Source organism: Mycobacterium sp. 852002-10029_SCH5224772 (genome assembly GCF_001667315.1).
GTDB lineage: Bacteria > Actinomycetota > Actinomycetes > Mycobacteriales > Mycobacteriaceae > Mycobacterium.
Genome location: NZ_LZHT01000135.1, coordinates 39,935 through 59,687 on the forward strand (window position 1 = coordinate 39,935; position 19,753 = coordinate 59,687).

The window sequence follows — 19,753 nt, forward strand, 5'->3', positions numbered from 1 at the left end:
TGAATTTTCTCCTTCCGTCGCACGCCGAGCGCTACCGCCGGCGGCGGGATCGTAGGTAGTCGCCGACGACGGCCGCGCCGAGCCCGTCGAGGTCGGGGACCACGACGCGTCCCTCGACGCGCCGGGCGACCTGGTCGATGAACCGTGCCAGGCCGGGGTCGCTGCCCAGCCGGAAGATCGTGATTTGCGCACCGAGGCGCGCCATTTCGTCGAAGCCGCGCACGGTGTGGGCGATGGTCCGCGGATGCGGCGGGTAGTCAAAGAACACCGTCGTGCCGTCGCCGTCGAAGTCCTCCAGGTGGGCGGTCGGCTCACCGTCGGTCACCACCAACACGACGGGCTGGGCGTTGGGGTGGCGGCGCAGATGGCGGCCCGCCAGGGCCAGCGCGTGGTGCAGGTTGGTGCCCTGCTCGTACACCCCCTCGAGACCCGTAAGCTCGGCGGCGGTCACCGTCCGGGCGTAGCGGCCAAAGGCGATGATCTGCAAGGCATCCGAGCGGAAACGCGTGCACACCAGGTGGTTGAGGGCCAGCGCCGTTTGCTTCATGGGCAGCCAGCGGTTCTCCATCACCATGGAAAACGACGTGTCGACCAGCAGCGCGACCGCAGATTGCGTACGGGTCTCGGTCTCGGAAACCTCGACGTCGTCGACGGAGATCTTCAACCGGGCGTCCGGTCCATCGAGCGTGGCCGTACCCGCCTGCCGCAGAACGGCGTTAGTCAGCGTGCGGGAGATGTTCCACGGTTCGGTGTCACCGAACTGCCAGGGCCGGGTGGCGCCGGTGAGCTCACCGGCCGCCCCGGCGCGCCGATGGTCGCGCTCACCGCGCCGTCCGGAAAGTTGTTGTGCCACATCGCGCAGCGCCGTCTCGCCCAGCCTGCGCATGGCTTTCGGCGACAGCCGCCATTGGCCGTCGGAGCCGCGGTCCAAAAAGCCCTGATTGACCAGTGCGCGTTCCAGTTCGGCAAGCGTGCGGGCGTCGACGGCCGCCTCGTCACCGAGCTGGCGTGCCAGCGCGTCCAGGTCGACGTCATCCATGGAGGCGCCCGGATAGCTCTGCGAGAGCTGCTCGGCCAGTTGCTCGAGCTCGGCGATGTCGGACAGCGCCTGGGTGCCCTCGCCCATGCCGAACGGGTTGTCACCGGAGAACTGTTCGGACCCGCTCCAGTCCTCGCCCGGCCGCGCCGCCTGCAGGTGCGCGTCGAGCCGATTCAGCGATTCCATCAGAGCCGGTGAGCCGAATGCCTGCTGCGCCAAGGCATCTAGCTCCGCGCGCTGCTCGGCACTCAGGCTGTTGCGGAAGCGCTGCGCCGCGGCGGCACGCTTGGCCAGCGAGTCCAGCAGCTCGTCGACGTTGCGGGGGCTCTCCGGAAAGAACTCGCCGTGGGAGTCCATGAACTTTTCGAAGTCTTCTGGGGTGTCCTCGCCGCGGGCATGCTTGTCCAGCAGATCGTTGAGGTCGTTCAGCATGTCATTGACGCGCTGACGGTCCTCGTCGGTGGCGCCCTCAAGCGCCTGCTTCATGCCCGCGAAGCGTTGGTCCAACATCTCGCGGCCGAGCAGATCCTTGATCTGGTCATATTTTTGACGGGCCTCGCCGCTGCGCCAGTTGTACTCGGAGAGCTCCTGGACGGCCTTGGCCGGCGATGCCGGCAGCGCGTCCAGCTGGAGTTCGCCGAAGCGGGCGTCGTCGTCGAGCGCGCGGGCCAACTCCTTGCGTTCGGCCAGCACCGCCTCGTCAAGCAGCTTCTTGATCTCCTGCAGGGTTCCGTCTAAGTTGTTGCGCCGCAACAATTCCCGTCGTCGCTTGTTGGCCTCGGCCGCCATCCGGTCCGCGCCGGGCATGTTCTTGGTGCCGCGGCGCAGCAGCTCGGAGAGCGCGCGGCGCGGCGATGTGCCGGCCATGACGTCCTGGCCGATCTGTTCGAGCGCCTCGCGCAGATCCACCGGCGGCGCCAGCGGGTCCGGCCCGCCGGTGTACGCCGAGTAACGTAGAGAGTGCCCTTTGAAAGGGTCAGCCATAGACGGTTTGTCCTTCCTCGGACACCTTGTCGATGCGCTTGGCCAGATACAGAGCCTCGAGCGCCAATTCCAGCGCGGCGGCGCGCTCACCCTCCGACCGCGCGCCGAGCTTGTCCGCGATCTTGTCCACCACCGGCAGGCTGGGCACCGCGGCCAGCACGTCCTTGGCCGACACCCGTTCGCCCGTCGTCACCGCGGAACCGCCCTCGACCGCGGACACCAGCGAACCGACGTCGATGCCGCCCAGCACCCGCGACGCGGTGTCCGCGGTCGCCCGGCGCAGCAGATGTTCGAGCACCGCCTGTTCGCGGCCCTCCTCGCCGGACTCGAATTCCAGTTTGCCGCGCAGGACGTCGATCACGGTGCCCAGATCGACCACCCGCGCCACGGGATCGGTCTCCCCCAGGATCGCGCCGCGATGGCGGGCGGCGGCCGCGACGGTCTCGGCGGCGGCGATGGCGAACCGCGCCGACACCCCGGAGCGCTGATCGACGGAATTCGACTCCCGCAGGTAGCGGGCGAACCGGGCGATGATGTGCATGAGGTAGTCGGGCACCTGGGCCGACAGGTGTGCTTCCTGCGCGATCACCCCGACCTCGGCCTCGAGCTCCAGCGGGTAGTGGGTCCGGATCTCCGCGCCGAAGCGGTCTTTGAGCGGGGTGATGATGCGTCCCCGGTTGGTGTAGTCCTCGGGGTTGGCGCTGGCGACCACCAAGACGTCCAGCGGCAGGCGCAGCGTGTAGCCGCGGACCTGGATGTCGCGTTCCTCCATCACGTTGAGCATCGACACCTGGATGCGCTCGGCGAGGTCGGGAAGTTCGTTGACCGCGACGATGCCACGGTGCGCGCGCGGAATCAGCCCGTAGGCGATGGTTTCCGGGTCCCCCAGGCTGCGACCCTCGGCGACCTTGATCGGGTCGACGTCGCCCACCAGGTCGGCGACGCTGGTGTCGGGGGTGGCGAGCTTTTCGGTGTAGCGCTCGCTGCGGTGCTTCCATTCGACCGGCAGGTCGTCGCCCAGGGTGGCGGCCTTGCGGATCGACTCCGGGGTGATCGGCGAGAAGGGATGCTCACCCAGTTCCGCCCCGGCGATCACCGGCGTCCACTCGTCAAGCAATCCGACCAGCGCGCGCAGCAGTCGGGTTTTGCCCTGGCCGCGTTCGCCGAGCAGGACGAAGTCGTGTCCCGCGATCAGGGCCCGCTCGAGCTGGGGCAAGACGGTGTCGTCGAATCCCAGGATGCCGGGCCAGATGGTGGCGGCGTCCGGCCCATCGGCCAGCGCGGTCAGCAGATTTTCGCGGATTTCCTGCTTGACTCCCCGTTCACGGTGACCGGCGGCACGCAGTTCGCCGACGGTGCGGGGCAGGTTGTTCGGTGACGTCACCACTCCACGCTACGACGCGCGCTCAGACGGGTCATGCGAAGGGCGTTCACTTCACGCGTATTGACACGCGCACTCCGCCTTCGGCCGTCAGCCGCTCGTGCCGCCGAGGGCCCGTGCAGGCGAAGGCCGGGCATCGCGCACAGTGCCCGGCCTTCGTGCTGGATCCTTGAGCCCACCGCTCCGCGGCGGCGGGCCCGGACGGATTAACCGTTCGTGACGGTGGCCTCGGCGTCCCCGGGTTTCCAGGTGATGGTGCCATGCTCGAATGTCGACTTCTTCAAGCCGTCGGGGGTGTCCACCTCGTCGCTGGTCGGATATCCCAGCTGGCCCTGCGACCCGCCGAGCTGGTTCCATTTGTCGCGAATCTTGCCCCACACGACGTAGGCCTGGGTCTTGTAAACGATCACACCGCCGTCGAATTGCTGGTAGACACCGCCATCCGGGTTCTTCTGCTCGTTGCCAGTCGGTGCACCTAGGTCCTTACGCGCCTTGTCGTCAAGGGCGTTGTACTTCGCCAAGATCGGTCCCTCGACCACGTAGGGGGTGCCGTTGGCGCCGTTGATCTGCGTTGAACTCGGGGCACCGCTCGCGCTCGTGCTCTCCGATGGCGCCGTGTTTGCGGATGTCCCCGCGGTTGCCGAGGACGTCGCCGAAGAGCCGGCAGGACTGGTTGTTGGGCCCGCGTTGTTCGCCTTGCTGCACCCGCCACCAATCAGCGCGAACCCCGCAAGCGCAACGGAGAAAGCCGCTGTTCGTTTCGTAATCTCGCGCATCTCATTCCTCTCTAGATTGGACGGGACCCGCCGTCCGCCTATCGAAAAGGGGAAGGTAGGTCGATCCTCGGCCGCCCGAAGGGAAAGATAGTGAGTGCGCAGGGGCCGTCGGGTCCTCCCCGAACGCATCGTACTGAGGACGGACGTCTTTTGTGACCCCCATCACGGAGTGGGCCGCTCGCCGCTAGAACTCTGGGCAGCGTCCAGGTCACACCGATATCAGCGCATAGCCAGGAGAAAACTAGTGGGCGAAGTGGCGCGCCCCGGTGAGGTACAGCGTGATGCCGGCGTTGGCGGCGGCCGCCGTCACCTCGTCGTCACGCACCGATCCGCCGGGGTGCACGATCGCCTTCACTCCGGCATCGGTCAGTGTCTCGAGCCCGTCGGGGAACGGGAAGAACGCATCCGAGGCCGCGACCGCGCCGCGCACGCGATCCCCGCCACGTTCGACGGCCAGCCGCGCGGCGTCGACGCGGTTCACCTGACCCATGCCGACGCCGATGGTGGCGCCGCCGTCCGCGATCACGATCGCATTCGATTTGACGGCGCGACACACGCGCCAGGCGAAAACCAGGTCCGCCAGCGTCGCCGGATCGGCGGGTGACCCCGTGGCCAGGGTCCAATTCGCCGGGTTATCCCCGTGCGCGTCAAGCTCGTCGCGTTGCTGCACCAGAAGTCCGCCACTGACTGGGCGCAGTTCGGTGCCACCGGTCAGCGGCTCGGAGGCGATCAGCACCCGGATGTTCTTCTTGCGCGTCAGGACGTCCAGGGCGGCCGGCTCGTAGACCGGCGCGACGATGACTTCGGTGAAGATGGTGCTGACGTATTCGGCCATCTCAAGGCTGACCTCGGTGTTGGCCGCGATCACTCCGCCGAACGCGCTCAGCGGATCGCATTCGTGGGCCTTGCGATGCGCGTCCGCGACCGATACCGATGAGATCGCGATCCCACATGGGTTGGCGTGCTTGATGATTGCCACGCATTTCTGTTCGTGGTCGAAGGCGGCCCGCCAGGCCGCGTCCGCGTCGGTGAAGTTGTTGTAGGACATCTCTTTTCCGTGCAGCTGCTCGGCCTGCGCCAGGCCCGGCCACGCGCTCGGGTCGCTGTAGAGCGCCGCCTGCTGGTGCGGGTTCTCGCCGTAGCGCAGCATCGCCGAGCGGCTCCAGCTGCGGCCCAGCCACTTCGGGAAGGCGGTGGGCGGATGTTCAGGGGCCAGGGTTGACTCCATCCAGCTTGCGACCGCGATGTCGTATTCGGCGGTGTGCCGAAACGCCAGCGATGCCAGCCTTTTGCGCTCGGCGAGGGTAAATCCGCCGTGCCGGACGGCGGCGAGCACCCCGTCATAGCCCTGGGGGTCGGTGATCACCGCGACGCTGGGATGGTTCTTCGCGGCGGCGCGCACCATCGACGGGCCACCGATGTCGATCTGTTCGACGCATTCGTCGATGCTGGCGCCGGAGTCGACGGTCTCGCTGAACGGATACAGGTTGACGACGACGAGTTCGAAGGCCGCGATGCCGAGCTGCTCGAGCGCCGCGGCGTGCTCAGGTTTGCGAAGGTCCGCCAGCAGGCCCGCATGCACGCGCGGGTGCAGGGTCTTGACCCGGCCGTCGAGCACTTCGGGAAAACCGGTCAGCTCCTCGACCCGGGTCACCGGAATGCCTTTCTCGGCAATGTTCTTCGCGGTGGATCCGGTCGAGACGATCTCGACGCCCGCCGCGGCGAGCCCCTGGGCCAGGTCGATGAGCCCGGTCTTGTCGTACACGCTGATCAAGGCGCGGCGGATCGGCCTTTTGGCGTTCTCCCGCCAGTCGTCGGTGCTCATCCGTTGTCGCCTTTCATCCGATCGTCGCTTTTCTCCCGACCAGGGTCAGCCCGCCGGTTGCGATCGCGGCCACCACGTCCGCCAGCAGCTTGCGTTCGGTGACCTTGATGCGTTCATGCAGAGTCTCTTCGTTGTCGCCGTCGAGCACCGGAACGGATTGCTGCGCCAATATCGGCCCGGTGTCCGTCCCGGCGTCCACCAGGTGCACCGTACAGCCTGTGATCTTCACACCGTAGGCCAGCGCGTCGGCAACCCCGTGCGCACCCGGGAACGCCGGCAGCAACGCCGGGTGGGTGTTGATGACGCGCCCGTGAAATCGTGAAAGAAACTGCGGTCCAAGTATTTTCATGAATCCCGCCGAAACCACCAAATCGGGTGAGTGGGCGGCGGTGGCCTCGGTGATCGCCGCATCCCAGGCGTCGCGGTCGGCGTGATCGCCGAGCCGGACCGTGAACGTCGGCAGGGACGCGGCCGCGGCGATCTCGGTGGCCAGGCAGTCGCGGTCGGCGCCGACGGCGACGATCCGGGCCGGATAGTCCGCGCCGGCGGCGGCGATCAGGGAGTTCAGCAGTGATCCGGTGCCCGAGGCCAGTACCACTACCCGCGCCGACGCGTTGGGGGGCACATGGAGGGGCTCGACCACATCGGCGAGCCTAGTCGGGCGACGATGCGCGCCCCCACGGGCGCGCGCAGGAGCCCGACAATGACCCGGTGGGCGACGATGCGCGCCCCCACGGGCGCGCACAGGAGCCCGACAATGACCCGGTGGGCGACGATGCGCGCCCCCACGGGCGCGCGCAGGAGCCCGACAATCGGCTCAGCGGGCGGCGTCGAGCCGCCGACAGACTGGTCGATAGGGCAATTGCCCGCCTCTGAGCGACAACCTCCCGACGATCGCGCTCCCACACCGCCGTTGTCGCTCAGAGGTGGGCAACTTGCCTATTCCTCCGGATCGCGCTTGGCCGCGGGAGGCTCCGTCTCGCCTACCCCGGGATCGCGCTCCGCCGCGGGAGGCTCCGTCTCCTCATCCCCGGGATCGCGCTCCGCCGCGGGAGGCTCCGTCTCGCCTCCCCCTGGCTCACCGTCGGGCGCAGAAGGCTCGACGACGTCCTCCTCCGCCGCCCGTTCGTCGAAAACATCGGCGAAATCGGCCGTTTCCTCAACCGGCGCGGCGGGCGCGGGTTTCGCCCGCAGTCGTCTGGGACGAGGCCTGATCCCCCCGCTCATCACCACGGTGATCCCGCCAATCACCGCGAACCAGAAGAAGACACCGAGGAGCAATGCGCCCTGGTCCACCCCGACATGGCCGAAGTTACCCAGCTGGCCGCTTCCGGCGTAGGCGAGCAGCGACATCACCAAGGCCCCGGCGACCGAGGCGACCAGCAGCTTGACCATCGCGGCGGCCGGCGGCAGCGCACGCCGCGCGCATTGCTGCCCGACCGCCACGCCCGACGACGCACCGATGATGAGCAGCGCAACCCACACCGGCCCCAGCGGCGGCCTGGGGATCGCGGCCAACACCGGCAAGGCCGGGATGTCGCCGCCGAACACGGTAAACGCACTGAACGTCGCGAAACCGATATGAGCGCTGGATCCGACGGCGACGGCCGCGGCACCCACAATCACGTTGGGCGCGTACAGCATTGACAGCAGGGTGAGGCTGAACTCGCCGAAGATCGAATCGGTGATGCCGTAGAGATCCTGCATGGTCGACCAATGCACGATCAGCGACCCGGCCGTCACGAACCCGGAGAGCCCGAGCAACGCCAGCAGGCCGGCGGTCGTGGCGCGCAGCGAATCGCCCAGCCAATAGGGGAGCGACGACGCCGCCAGCGCGCGCGGCGCCACCCGGGACCACACACCGATCCCGGCGCCGGCGGCGTGGACCACGAGCACGCTGAGGAACGCCCGCAGCGCGCTCGGTGTTTGCAGCTCGGTGATCACCGAAGACGCGTCGTGGATGACCGCCAGGGCGATCGCCGTCATCAGCAACGGGCCGCCCAGCGCCGAGGCGACCACCCACCGAACGACGAGCCACGACGAGTGGGGCGAGATGGCCCGCGCCGTACCGCGCGCGGTGGCCCACACCATGAGCAGCGCGGGCAGCAGCGGCATCACACCCAGTTCGCGGCCACCGATCGAGATCGGCACCTGGTGCACGCCCAGCCACATGCTGGCGATCGCGCCCAGCGCGCCGGTCATATCGCTGTTGGCGATCAGCAGTTGGATCAGCGTGACCGCGGCGATGATGACCAACGCCACCCCGGCCGGGGCGAACGCGACCCTGACAAGGTCACGCGCCTGGCGAGCGCCCACTGCCCGGTTGTCCTCTAGCCGTGTCACTCTTGGGCACGTCCCCGACTAGGCGCGATAGCGCACGTTAGGCCGGCGCTGGCCCAGACGGCGATGACGGCGATTGCTGCTCCTGGCCGAAGGATTGGCCGCCGGCCTGCTCGGAGTAGTTGCTGGTCGCCGGACCCGCATCCGATCCGCCGCCGACGTTAGGTGGCGGGCTGAAGCTGGGGAAGCCGGTGGGGGGTGTCGACGAGCCCTGGTTCTGCGCCGACGGCTGCTGCCCCGACTGCGGCGAGGGCTGGGCGCCGAAACCGCCGGTCGGAACGCCGCTCTGGGTCGGCGACCCGCTCGGCCCATAACCACCGCCGTATTGCGATCCGTACCCCTGCTGGCCGCCATGCTGCTGGCCGCCCGGCTGACCGTAGTAGGGCTGTTGACCGTACTGCCCGTATTGCCCGTACTGGCCGTATTGCGAGTAAGGGTCGTACTTGGGGCGCGGCGTCGGCGCCGTGATCACCCCGGAGTCCAGCAACACGATGACGACTGCGGCGATCGCCTGCAGCACGACGGCCGCCACCAGGGGCCACATCGCCCAGCCGATCGCGAAACCGGCGGGCAGGTTGATCGTCTCGGTGATGGCCAGCAGCGCACCCAGCACCGCGATGACTGCGACAACGCCGACGTAGCTCTTGGCCTTCGGCAGCAGGCTCACCCCGGCGAGCAGCGCGGCCAGCAGGGCAACCACGACCGCGGTGCCCGCATCGCCGGCGCGACCACCAATGCCCGGTCCGAGGTCGGCGCTGATGGTGAAAGTGGGCCCGAAGCTGAGGAGGTAGGCCACGAAGCCGAGCACCACCACCGCGATGTTCAGGTACAGCGGAAGCTTGCTCTTACCGTCGTCTTCTTTGGCGAACGAGGGTGTGGCGCCTGCGTAGGTGCCGCCGGGCTGCGCCGGTGGGTATCCGGGGCTACCGGGAGAGTAGGTCATTGCTCCTCCTGTTGCTTCCAGTGCCTTTAAGTGCCGAGCGGGCGCCACGGTGGCGATGCGACGCTGTGCTTGCAGGCGCGTCACTGCGGTGCGACGCGGTCGATCACCCACGCTAGCGCACGTGCGGTAACCGGTGCCGCTGCCACTGGTTTGCACGGCGGGGCCCGCGGGGGCGGTACCGCGAACCTCCGGCGAGACGGTCCGTATCACCAGAGCTTGCTCAGCAGAGGTAGAACACGTTCTAATTCTCTGCATGGATTACGGGCTTGTGCTTTTTACCAGCGACCGTGGCATCTCTCCGGCGACGGCCGCGAAGCTTGCCGACGACCACGGCTTTCAAACCTTCTACGTGCCAGAACACACGCATATCCCGATCAAGCGGGAGGCGGCGCACCCGACAACCGGTGACGCGTCGCTGCCCGACGACCGCTACATGCGCACGCTGGACCCGTGGGTGAGCCTGGGCGCGGCCTGCGCCGTCACGTCGCGGGTGCGGCTGTCCACCGCGGTGGCGCTGCCGGTCGAACACGACCCGATCACGTTGGCGAAAAGTATTGCCACCCTTGACCACCTCTCCGGCGGCCGCGTCAGCCTGGGCGTCGGGTTCGGTTGGAACACCGACGAACTCGCCGACCACAACGTGCCCCCGGGGCGGCGGCGCACCATGCTGCGTGAATACCTCGAAGCGATGCGGGCGCTGTGGACCGAGGAAGAAGCCGAATACGACGGCGAGTTCGTCAAGTTCGGTCCCAGCTGGGCCTGGCCCAAGCCGGTGCAGCCGCACATCCCGGTGTTAGTCGGCGCCGCGGGCACCGAAAAGAACTTCAAGTGGATCGCGCGCAGCGCCGACGGCTGGATCACCACTCCGCGCGACTTCGACATCGACGAACCGGTCAAATTGCTGCAGGACACCTGGGCGGCCGCCGGCCGCGACGGCGCTCCGCAGATCGTGGCTCTCGACTTCAAGCCGATTCCCGAGAAGCTCGCCAAGTGGGCCGAGCTCGGGGTGACCGAGGTCCTGTTCGGCCTGCCGGATAAGCCGGAGGCTGAGGTCGCCGCCTACGTCGAGCGGCTCGCCGGCAAACTGGCCGCCCTGGTCTGAGCCCGCGCGAATCCCACGGGTCTAGCCCAGCGACGCCCGGTTACCGTTGTCGGTCGACCACACGAAGATCTCCGCACCGAGTGGATCGCCGTCGCACATCAATGCGACGAGGTCGTCGTCATCGGTTGTGGCCATGAATCGCGTGTTGTCCGCGACGAGCCGGCCGACGATGATGCCGGTGCGGGTCGGCCAGTCGTAGCGCACGGAGTACGTCTCGATCGCCGCCGCGCCGTCGGGCGTTTTCGTGACGTCGACCTTCGGCAGCGCGTCGATCTCCTTCTTTAGTTCCGCGCAGTTATCGGTGCGCCAGTCCACCGGCGTGGTCGAATAGATACCGACCGAGTACTTGCTCATAATGCCGCCGTTGGCGCCGACGAGGCCGAATTGCCCTGGCCTGTCCCGCATCTGCGCGACCGTCTCGGCGATACCGTGCAGCGAGTAGCTGTTTCCGGGACCGCCGAAGTACGGTAATCCGCCGGTCAAGGTCAGCCCGCGCGGGTCGTCGCCGTCGATGCCCAGGGCTTCACAAATGACGAACACCGGGAATGGGAAGCAGCTGTACAGATCGAAGGTGGCGATGTCGTCGACGCCGATTCCGGCCACCCGCAACGCTTCTCGGGCGGCATGGACCGCCGCCGGGCTGGCGCCGAGGTCGACGCGATCAAGCATCGCCTGCTCGACCATGTCCGAGTGTCCGTGCACATAAACCCACTTGTCCTCGGCCACACCGAGCCGGGATGCGGCCTCCACTGACATCAGCACTGCCGCGGCGCCCTGGTTGACCTGATCGCGGGCAACGAGTAGACGGGGGTACGGGTCACAGATCATCCGGTTGTCGTCGGTGATGGTAACGATCTCGTCGACCGATCGCTCGACCGGCGATGACGAAAACGGGTTCTTGGCAGCAACTTTGGACATCGGGGCGAACAGTTCGGCCATCTCGCGCCGATAGTCGGCCACGCTGCGCCCAAGGCGGGCGCGGCGGGCGTTCTCCATAAGCCCGTATTGCACGGGCGCCCCGGTCAGGCCGTGCTGGATCGTGTATTCGTCGATATAGCTGAAGATCTGGTGGCCGCGATCCTCGAGTTGGCCATCAACGTGTTCGGTGAAGTCGGGCTTGTCATCACGATTGGCGAAATAGCGCGCCGTCGACCCGGGCTCCGAGCCCATGATCAGCACGACCTCGGCGTCGCCCGCGGCGACCGCGTTACACGCTTCGGTGACCAGCTTCTGCGGACCCTGCCCACCGACTGGTTCGAGCACCACACGGGTCGGGTCGCCGCCGAGACGGTTCATCACCGAACGCGGGTAGTTGTTCGACTTGCCGAGCGTCGCCGGCATCGGTCCGGAAATCTCGAACTGCCGCAGCCCGAAGACAGTGTCGACGGCCTTCGCAACACTTCTGCCGCCGGTGTCAGCAAGAGCCGCCTGCGCGGCCGCCGTCGCGAGGTCGACCGCCGACATGCCCCGATAATCGGGGTCGTCGATGCGCTCGGTGCACTGGCCGACGCCGACGAGCACCGGAGTACGCGGATCGACCGGCATTACAAACCTCCTGGCAACTGTTAGTTCGTCAGGCTAACCGATACCTGAAACCAAAACGAAACCGCGGCCAGATCGCGCATTCAAAGTGAAGTCGCGATCTGACCGCAGTCTCGGTACGAACTACAGGCTCTGCAGGATCTCCCGGGCCAGCGCCGCAGTCTCCGAAGGGGTCTTACCGACCTTGACGCCGGCGGCCTCCAAGGCTTCCTTCTTGGCGGCCGCGGTGCCCGACGAGCCGGACACGATGGCGCCCGCGTGGCCCATCGTCTTGCCTTCCGGTGCGGTGAATCCCGCGACGTAGCCGACGACCGGCTTGGACACGTTGGCCTTGATGTAGTCGGCCGCGCGCTCTTCGGCGTCACCGCCGATCTCACCGATCATCACGATGACCTTGGTGTCGGGGTCCTTCTCGAAGGCCTCGATGGCGTCGATGTGGGTGGTACCGATCACCGGGTCACCGCCGATACCGATCGAGGTGGAAAAGCCGAAATCGCGCAGCTCGTACATCATTTGGTAGGTCAGGGTGCCCGACTTGGACACCAGCCCGACCGGGCCGGGCCCGCTGATGTTGGCGGGGGTGATGCCGGCCAGCGCCTCGCCTGGGGTGATGATGCCGGGACAGTTCGGCCCGATGATGCGCGTCTTCTGCCCCTTGTCGACGTTATAGGCCCACGCATAGGCGCTGTCCTGCACCGGAATTCCCTCGGTGATGACGACCAGCAGCGGGATCTCGGCGTCGATGGCCTCGATGATCGCGTCCTTGGCGAACTTCGGCGGCACGAACACGACCGACACGTTGGCGCCGGTCTCCTTGATCGCTTCCGCGACGGTGCCGAAGACGGGGAGCTCGACGTCCTTGCCGACGGGGTCCACGTGCGAGACGGTGGTGCCCGCCTTGCGGGCGTTCACCCCGCCCACCACCTGGGTGCCGGCCTTCATCATGAGCGCGGTGTGCTTGGTGCCCTCACCGCCGGTGATGCCCTGGACGATGACCTTGGAGTCTTTGTTCAAAAAGATCGACATGGCTTGGGTCCCTTACTTGTTCGCCAGCTCGGCGGCTTTGTCGGCACCGGCGTCCATGGTCTCGGCCTGGATCACCAGCGGGTGGTTGGCTTGGGCCAGAATGCGCCGGCCTTCGTCGACGTTGTTGCCGTCGAGCCGGACCACGAGCGGCTTGTTCGCCTCGTCACCGAGCATGTTCAGCGCGGTCACGATCCCGTTGGCGACGGCGTCGCACGATGTGATGCCCCCGAACACGTTCACGAACACGGCCTTGACCTGCTTGTCGTTCAGGATGACGTCGAGACCCGCGGCCATCACCTCGGCCGACGCGCCACCGCCGATGTCCAGGAAGTTGGCCGGCTTGACCCCGTCGTGCTTTTCGCCCGCATAGGCGACGACGTCGAGCGTGGACATCACCAGGCCCGCACCGTTGCCGATGATGCCGACCTGGCCGTCGAGCTTGACGTAGTTGAGGTCGTGCTCCTTGGCCTTGAGTTCCAGCGGGTCGGTGGCGTCGCGGTCCTCGAACTCGGCGTGGCCGGGCTGGCGGAAGTCGGCGTTGGCGTCCAGGGTGACCTTGCCGTCCAGCGCCAGGATTCGGTCTTCCGGATCCCGCACCAGCGGGTTGACCTCGACCAGGGTGGCGTCCTCGGCGACGAAGACCTCCCACAGCTTGTTGATGGTGACCGCCGCGGCGTCGAGCACCTCGGCCGGCAGGTGGCCCTGCTCGGCGATGGAACGCGCGGTCGCCAGGTCGACACCCTTGACGGCGTCCACCGGAACCTTGGCCAGCCGCTCGGGCTTGGTGGCGGCCACCTCCTCGATTTCCATGCCGCCCTCGACGGAGCACATGGCCAGGTAGGTGCGGTTGGCGCGGTCGAGCAGGAAGGAGATGTAGTACTCCTCGGCGATGTCGCTGGCCTCGGCGACCAGCAGCTTATTGACGACGTGTCCCTTGATGTCGAGACCGAGGATGTTCTTGGCGTGTTCGTAGGCGTCGTCGGGCGTCGCCGCGTACTTGACGCCGCCCGCCTTGCCGCGCCCGCCGACCTTCACCTGCGCCTTGACCATCACCGGGCGACCGATCTCGGCGGCGATCTCCCGAGCGCCCTCGGCGGTGTCGGTCACGCGTCCCGGCGTAGTCGGTACGTTGTGCTTGGCGAACAATTCTTTTGCTTGATACTCGAAAAGGTCCATGGACTCTCTGTCTTCGCTCGACTCAACTGCTAGGCCTCTTGGTGGGCGGTTCCGCATCCGGCAACTCGCACGGACGAACTGTATCCACCCGCGAAATGGCTTTTACCGCCGCGTCCGCCGATGTGGCACAGCTCACGAGAGGTGGATTGACCCTCCGCGTGATCCAAATCACAATTCGGCCCGGATTCTGCGACGAGGTTGCCAGTCCCGCGGGTCAGCGGATACCTTCCTAGGGTCCAGATAACGTTATGGTCACGATACGAGGACATTTCACGTTGTCCCAGCACCGTTTTGCCCGGCCCTCTGCCGTGTCAACAGGCGTCTTGAGGGTGAGTCGCGCAGCGGGTGCCCGGTCCGCGGAACCCCATCGAAACGAAGTCACGGAGATCCTCCCGCTCGACGGGTTTTACTTCGATGACGTTGATTTCAGCGTTCCCAATGACGACGTCAGCGATCACGCCGGATTGGACCTCAGCAACGACTCGACGTTCGACAACGCAGCGCAGGTGCTGCTGGCGCCCGAGCTCGACGACCTCCACGAGACCGACGACCTGAGGCCCCGGTGGCTGGCCGCACCCGCTACCGAGGTGCTGCCCCGGGTGACCGTCGGGCCCCGCACCGAGCGGCGTCTCGATCACCCGCGTGACACCGATGTCGTCGGCGCCACCCGGCGCGGCGGGCAGCACCGCAAGCAGCCGACCAGCGCGGCCCGGGGCCGCCTGCTGATCTCGGCGATGGCCGCCGGCGCCGCCGCCGCGGCCGCCCATACGGCTACCGGCCACGCCGACACCCCCAAGACTGACGCGGTGCTGACCGCCAACGCGTCCTCGCTCACCGGCGGGTCGGGCAGCAACAGCGTCCGCGGCCCCCAGGTGATCGCCGTGGAGCCGGCGGCCAAGGCCGCGCTGCACAACCAGGAGCTCGCCAGGGGTGTCGCCTTCGCCAACGACCGCGCTCAGCGCGAGGCGCGATTGCAACAACCGCTCTACGTGATGCCGACCAAGGGGATATTCACCTCGAACTTCGGTTACCGCTGGGGCGTGCTGCACGCCGGGATCGACCTGGCCAACTCGATCGGCACACCGATCCTGGCGGTCTCCGACGGCGTCGTCGTCGAGGCCGGCCCGGCCGGCGGCTACGGGATGTTGGTCAAGCTGCGGCACGCCGACGGCACGGTCACGCTCTACGGTCACATCAACACCACCCTGGTCAGCGTCGGCGAGCGCGTGATGGCCGGCGACCAGATCGCCACCATGGGCAACCGGGGCAATTCCACTGGCCCGCACCTGCATTTCGAGGTGCTGCAGGGCGGCACCGAGCGGATCGATCCGGTGCCCTGGCTGGCTAAGCGTGGTCTTATGGTCGGCAACTACGCTGGTTGAGGTGACCGCGCCGAACGACCAACCTTCCGGTCCGCGTCCACCCGAGTCCACTGCGGAGCCCTCCGATTCACGGACACGGATCATCCGGCGTGCGCCGACCGGCCCTATCCCCATCACGCCGGACGCCCCCACCAGTCACTTCGCACCGCCACCACCGCCCTACCGGGGCGGCCCCGGCGCGGGACGGACGGGTTATGCGGGGGTGCCGGCCTTCGAGCCCAGCGACCGAACGGCGGTGGCCGCCTGCGCGGTGAGCATCGTCAGCGGGTGGGCCACATCGGTGGTGGCCACCGATCTGATCGCCGGTTGGTGGCGCACCGACCGCCTGTTCTGCATCGCGGTCGCATTTCTCGCCCTGGTGTTCGGCGCCACTACGGTGACGGGTGTGATCGCGCTGCTGCAGCGGCGGCCGGTCAGCCGCTACCTGCTGTTGGCCGGCGCGCTCGTCGCTTTCCTCACCTACATCGGCGTGTTCATCGCCGGGGCCCGTGTCGCGTGGGTGGTGCACCTGCTGCCGCTGTTGCCGATCTCGACGGTGGTACTGGTGATGCTGCCGCAGACCAAACGCTGGCTGGAAGCCTGACCTTCGCCGAACGTGCACTGACAGCGAAGGTTTCGCGATTGTTTCGCGCTGAGTGCACGTTCGACGCGGTTGGTCGTCGTCTGGCTACAGCTTGCTGATCGGGGCGTGGTTGTGCATCAGTTTGACCCGTCCCGCGCTACCGAAGTCGATCAGCGACATCGCGGATTCGCCAACGCCGGAGACTTCTTCGACCCGGCCGAGCCCGTACTTGTCGTGCGTCACCCGGTCCCCGGCTTCGAGCACCAGTAGCGGTCGTTTGCTCATCCCGGAGCGGGTGGGCGCCGCGCGCGGCGTGCCGAATCGTCCGGCGCCACTCACCGGCGCGCTGAACGACGGGGCGGGCGCGGTGCGGCGCCATTCGATCAATTCTTGCGGAATCTCCCTGAGGAACCGTGATTCCGGGTTGAGCATGGGCTGTCCCCAGGATGACCGGACGATCGCCCTGCTCACATACAGCCGCTGACGGGCCCGGGTGATGCCGACGTAGGCCAGTCGCCGCTCCTCCGACAGTTCGACCGGATCGTCCAATGACCGCATGTGGGGAAACATCCCGTCCTCCCAGCCGGTGACGAACACCACCGGAAACTCCAGGCCTTTCGCGGTGTGCAGGGTCATCAGCGTGACCATGCCGGCGCCATCCTCGGGGATCTCGTCGCTGTCGGAAACCAGCGACACCCGTTCCAAGAACTCCGCCAGCACCCCGGTATCCGGCACGTCTTCATCGTCGGGGGTTTGCAGCGACTCACCGAGCGCGGCGGCGTTCGCCCGGTCGGTGCTGAATTCGTGTGCGACACTGACGAGTTCGTTGAGGTTGTCCAACCGCGCCAGTTCCTGGGGATCGGTGGAGGATTCCAACTCCCTGCGGTACCCGGTACGTTCCAGCACCGACTCGACCAGGTCCCCGAGATCGTCGTCCAGGCGGCCCCGCAGCTCGTCAAGCAGTTCGACGAAACCCGCGATCGCCTTCTCCGCGCGCGAATTAAGCATCGGCACTTTGCCTTCGGCTGCCGCGACAAGCGCATCGGCGAAGCCGGCCCCGGTGTTCTCGGCGTACACCGCCACGCAGGCTTCGGCGCGATCCCCGATGCCCCGGCGCGGGGTGTTCAGGATGCGCCGCATGCTGACCGCGTCTCCCGGGTTGTCCAGCACCCGCAGATAGGCGACGATGTCGCGAATCTCCTTGCGCTCGTAGAACCGCACTCCCCCAACCACTTTGTAGGGAATCCCGGCGCGGATGAAAACTTCTTCCAATGACCGCGACGAGTTGTTGGTGCGGTAGAAGACGGCGACGTCGTTGTAGGTGATCTCGCCCTTCTCGGCCAGCGCGTCGATCTCCTCGGCGACGAACCTGGCCTCGTCGTGCTCGTTGTCGGCGACGTAGCCGACGATCAGCTCGCCGGCGCCTTCGGCGGTCCACAGGCGTTTGTCACGGCGCCCGGAATTGCGGGCGATCACGGAGTTGGCCGCCGACAAAATGTTTTGCGTCGACCGGTAATTCTGTTCCAGCAGAATGGTTGTCGCGTCGGGATAGTCGCGCTCGAAGTCCTCGATGTTGCGGATGGTGGCGCCGCGAAACGCATAGATCGACTGGTCGGCGTCGCCGACCACGCACAGCTCCGCGGGCGGCACCTCGTCACTGCCGCGGCCGGCGAGCTCGCGTACCAGCACGTACTGCGCGTGGTTGGTGTCCTGGTACTCGTCGACGAGCACGTGCCGGAACCGCCGCCGGTAATGTTGGGCGATCTGCGGGAAGGCCCGCAGCACCGCCACGGTTTCCCCGATCAGGTCGTCGAAGTCCAATGCGTTCGCTGCCCGCAGCCGCCGCTGATACTCGCTGTAGACGCTCGCCACCGTGCGGGACAACTCGTCGGAATCATCGGTCAGGTTGGAGACCGCGTCGGCGGGGTCGATCAGCTCGTTCTTCAGGTTGGAGATGGCGTTGGCCAACAGCCGCGGCGAGTAGCGCTTGATGTCGAGCCCCATGTCGCGCCCGATCATCTGCAGCAGCCGCCGCGAATCGTCGGCGTCGTAGATCGAGAAATTCGAATTGAGGCCCTCGATCAGGGACGCCTGGTTGCGCAGGATGCGCACGCAGGTCGAGTGAAACGTGGACACCCACATGGCGCGGGCCCGGTTACCGACCAGCCGCACCACCCGTTCACGCATCTCGGCCGCGGCCTTGTTGGTGAAGGTGATGGCCAGCACCTGGCCGACCCCGACCCCGCGCGCCGCCATCAGATAGGCGATGCGACGCGTCAACACCGCGGTCTTGCCCGACCCCGCCCCCGCCACAATCAGCAGCGGGGAACCCTCGTGCACCACCGCCTGGCGTTGTTGCGGGTTGAGGCCCTCGAGCAGCCCCTCGCCGGCGGAGGATGCTTGAGGGGACGAAAATGTGCTTGTCACAGCGTCAGTCAGGTATCCGGTCATGGCGTTCCCAACCTACCGCCAGATGGTGACACCCGGTGCAGGCTTGGCCTTGGCGCCATGCCCGAGAATAAATACAATTGAGTGTGTATTAATTAGAGCTGCGACCTGCCCCACCGACCCCAAGGAGATTGCGATGGCCACCTACACGTCCGAGACCATTCTCGGCGACGTCATCACCGCCGACCCTTCGCGCACGCGGATCCTGGACCGCTTCGGCATCGACTACTGCTGTCATGGCCAGCGCCCGATAGGTGCGGCGTGCAACGAGGCGCAGATCGACGTCGACGAGGTTCTCACCGCGTTGAACGGCGAGGTCGCCGGGCCGCGCGCCGACTGGGCGGATATGGCCGACGCAGCATTGATCGAGCACATCGTCGACACGCACCACCGGTTCCTGTGGGACGAATTCCCGCGGATGTCGGCGCTGGTAGACAAGGTGGCCCGGGTGCATGGGGACAGCCACCCCGAACTCCGGCAGGTCCGAGACACGTTCGGTGAACTGCGCGAAAAAGTTGAGCCTCATCTGCGCACCGAGGAGAGCACGATCTTCCCCGAGCTGAGCACCCGCGGTGACGCCGCGGTCTCCGATGAACTGCGCACCGCGCTGGAGCAGAACATGAAACAGCACGATATCGCCGGTGAATTGCTGGCAGAGCTGCGCGACCTCACCAGCGGTTACGCTGTCCCCTCGGATGCCTGTGGGTCGTACACGGCGATGTTGGCCGGTCTGGCAGAGATCGAATCCGACCTGCACCTGCATGTGCACAAGGAAAACAACGTACTGTTCCCGCGGGCGCTCGCCACGGTGTGATCCCGCCGGAGCTCGGTCCGGCGGGGCCCCCGGCCGGACCACGCGTTCACGCATCTCCGCGGCGGCCTTGTTGGTGAAGGTGATGGGCGGGATCTCGCCGCCCCGCCACGATCAGCAGCCGGTGAACCCTCGGGCACTGCCGCCTGGCGCTGTTGTGGGTTGAGGCCGTCGAGCAGTCGGTCCGGCTCGGAGGTCGACATCGGTTGCTTGCACACTCATGTCGGTGCAAACCGACCGCCGCCCAGTGACACGAAGCAGGCCCAGCACCAAACCGGGCGAGTGGCTCGGGTGCCCTTAGACGTGCCAAGCGGACTGCCGCAACTTCGGTGTGTCGGAATGCATTTTCTAAACCGCTTCCGGTCCGGTGCCGTAATTGCACCCGAGTCCAAAAAGCGCAGCTTAGACATGTTTTT

15 protein-coding genes and 1 pseudogene are annotated in these 19,753 nt (G+C 67.0%); 4 read left to right on the plus strand and 12 right to left on the minus strand.

What is annotated here, in order from left to right:
* Nucleotides 1–31: 31 nt before the first annotated feature.
* The 7 genes from A5775_RS23815 to A5775_RS23845 form a co-directional block, all read right to left on the minus strand.
* Entirely contained in the window at nt 32–2,023 is a 1,992-nt protein-coding gene (locus A5775_RS23815; RefSeq protein ID WP_067258158.1) for a VWA domain-containing protein, read from the minus strand.
* Nucleotides 2,016–3,410, minus strand: coding sequence for an ATP-binding protein (locus A5775_RS23820; protein ID WP_067258163.1), 1,395 nt, complete (start codon nt 3,408–3,410; stop codon nt 2,016–2,018). Before A5775_RS23820 ends, A5775_RS23815 begins: the two co-directional genes overlap by 8 nt.
* A 200-nt stretch (nt 3,411–3,610) precedes the next feature.
* Nucleotides 3,611–4,180, minus strand: a complete 570-nt coding sequence (locus tag A5775_RS25760; protein WP_197512886.1) for an LGFP repeat-containing protein — start codon at nt 4,178–4,180, stop codon at nt 3,611–3,613.
* A gap of 241 nt (nt 4,181–4,421) precedes the next feature.
* A complete protein-coding gene (gene purH, locus A5775_RS23830; protein WP_067258165.1) occupies nt 4,422–6,005 on the minus strand; it encodes a bifunctional phosphoribosylaminoimidazolecarboxamide formyltransferase/IMP cyclohydrolase in 1,584 nt (527 codons plus the stop codon).
* Between the two features lie 13 nt (nt 6,006–6,018).
* Nucleotides 6,019–6,648, minus strand: coding sequence for a phosphoribosylglycinamide formyltransferase (purN, locus tag A5775_RS23835; protein ID WP_067258169.1), 630 nt, complete (start codon nt 6,646–6,648; stop codon nt 6,019–6,021).
* 296 nt (nt 6,649–6,944) lie between these two features.
* Nucleotides 6,945–8,348: a DUF6350 family protein gene (locus tag A5775_RS23840; protein ID WP_231995259.1), complete on the minus strand. Its 1,404-nt coding sequence runs from the start codon at nt 8,346–8,348 to the stop codon at nt 6,945–6,947.
* A 37-nt stretch (nt 8,349–8,385) separates the two neighbouring features.
* Entirely contained in the window at nt 8,386–9,288 is a 903-nt protein-coding gene (locus tag A5775_RS23845) for a DUF5336 domain-containing protein (RefSeq protein WP_067258176.1), read from the minus strand.
* A gap of 253 nt (nt 9,289–9,541) precedes the next feature.
* Between A5775_RS23845 and A5775_RS23850 the strand changes: the two genes are divergently transcribed.
* Nucleotides 9,542–10,390, plus strand: coding sequence for an LLM class F420-dependent oxidoreductase (locus A5775_RS23850; RefSeq protein WP_067258179.1), 849 nt, complete (start codon nt 9,542–9,544; stop codon nt 10,388–10,390).
* Between the two features lie 21 nt (nt 10,391–10,411).
* Here the strand turns inward: A5775_RS23850 and A5775_RS23855 are convergent, their stop codons facing one another.
* From A5775_RS23855 to sucC, 3 genes are all read right to left on the minus strand, one after another.
* Nucleotides 10,412–11,935 (minus strand): acetyl-CoA acetyltransferase, encoded by a 1,524-nt coding sequence (locus A5775_RS23855; protein WP_067258183.1) that lies wholly within the window; start codon nt 11,933–11,935, stop codon nt 10,412–10,414.
* Nucleotides 11,936–12,055: 120 nt separating this feature from the next.
* Nucleotides 12,056–12,958 (minus strand): succinate--CoA ligase subunit alpha, encoded by a 903-nt coding sequence (gene sucD / locus A5775_RS23860; protein ID WP_067258186.1) that lies wholly within the window; start codon nt 12,956–12,958, stop codon nt 12,056–12,058.
* Between the two features lie 12 nt (nt 12,959–12,970).
* Nucleotides 12,971–14,134 carry an ADP-forming succinate--CoA ligase subunit beta gene (gene sucC, locus A5775_RS23865; protein WP_067258190.1) on the minus strand — a complete coding sequence of 388 codons (1,164 nt, stop codon included), beginning with the start codon at nt 14,132–14,134 and terminating at the stop codon, nt 12,971–12,973.
* A 329-nt stretch (nt 14,135–14,463) separates the two neighbouring features.
* Between sucC and A5775_RS23870 the strand changes: the two genes are divergently transcribed.
* Both A5775_RS23870 and A5775_RS23875 read left to right on the plus strand, forming a co-directional pair.
* Nucleotides 14,464–15,516, plus strand: a complete 1,053-nt coding sequence (locus tag A5775_RS23870) for a M23 family metallopeptidase (RefSeq protein ID WP_082953150.1) — start codon at nt 14,464–14,466, stop codon at nt 15,514–15,516.
* 1 nt (nt 15,517) lies between these two features.
* The gene (locus A5775_RS23875; protein ID WP_197512889.1) at nt 15,518–16,099 is read left to right on the plus strand and encodes a hypothetical protein; all 582 of its coding nucleotides are present in this window, start codon (nt 15,518–15,520) and stop codon (nt 16,097–16,099) included.
* 84 nt (nt 16,100–16,183) lie between these two features.
* Here the strand turns inward: A5775_RS23875 and pcrA are convergent, their stop codons facing one another.
* The gene (pcrA, locus tag A5775_RS23880) at nt 16,184–18,529 is read right to left on the minus strand and encodes a DNA helicase PcrA (protein WP_067258197.1); all 2,346 of its coding nucleotides are present in this window, start codon (nt 18,527–18,529) and stop codon (nt 16,184–16,186) included.
* Between the two features lie 133 nt (nt 18,530–18,662).
* Between pcrA and ric the strand changes: the two genes are divergently transcribed.
* Complete coding sequence (gene ric, locus A5775_RS23885) at nt 18,663–19,340, plus strand: iron-sulfur cluster repair di-iron protein (RefSeq protein WP_067258199.1); 678 nt, start codon at nt 18,663–18,665, stop codon at nt 19,338–19,340.
* Between the two features lie 36 nt (nt 19,341–19,376).
* Here ric and A5775_RS25975 read toward each other — a convergent pair.
* A pseudogene (locus A5775_RS25975) lies at nt 19,377–19,540 on the minus strand (hypothetical protein); the annotation flags it as partial.
* Nucleotides 19,541–19,753 lie beyond the last annotated feature (213 nt).

Excerpts from the sequence above, each read along its gene's own strand:
- A5775_RS23815 (WP_067258158.1), bottom strand. The coding sequence starts at position 2,023 with ATGGCTGACCCTTTCAAAGGGCACTCTCTACGTTACTCGGCGTACACC.
- A5775_RS25760 (WP_197512886.1), bottom strand. The coding sequence starts at position 4,180 with ATGCGCGAGATTACGAAACGAACAGCGGCTTTCTCCGTTGCGCTTGCG.
- purH (WP_067258165.1), bottom strand. The coding sequence starts at position 6,005 with ATGAGCACCGACGACTGGCGGGAGAACGCCAAAAGGCCGATCCGCCGC.
- A5775_RS23845 (WP_067258176.1), bottom strand. The coding sequence starts at position 9,288 with ATGACCTACTCTCCCGGTAGCCCCGGATACCCACCGGCGCAGCCCGGC.
- A5775_RS23850 (WP_067258179.1), top strand. The coding sequence starts at position 9,542 with ATGGATTACGGGCTTGTGCTTTTTACCAGCGACCGTGGCATCTCTCCG.
- A5775_RS23855 (WP_067258183.1), bottom strand. The coding sequence starts at position 11,935 with ATGCCGGTCGATCCGCGTACTCCGGTGCTCGTCGGCGTCGGCCAGTGC.
- sucD (WP_067258186.1), bottom strand. The coding sequence starts at position 12,958 with ATGTCGATCTTTTTGAACAAAGACTCCAAGGTCATCGTCCAGGGCATC.
- sucC (WP_067258190.1), bottom strand. The coding sequence starts at position 14,134 with ATGGACCTTTTCGAGTATCAAGCAAAAGAATTGTTCGCCAAGCACAAC.
- pcrA (WP_067258197.1), bottom strand. The coding sequence starts at position 18,529 with ATGACCGGATACCTGACTGACGCTGTGACAAGCACATTTTCGTCCCCT.
- ric (WP_067258199.1), top strand. The coding sequence starts at position 18,663 with ATGGCCACCTACACGTCCGAGACCATTCTCGGCGACGTCATCACCGCC.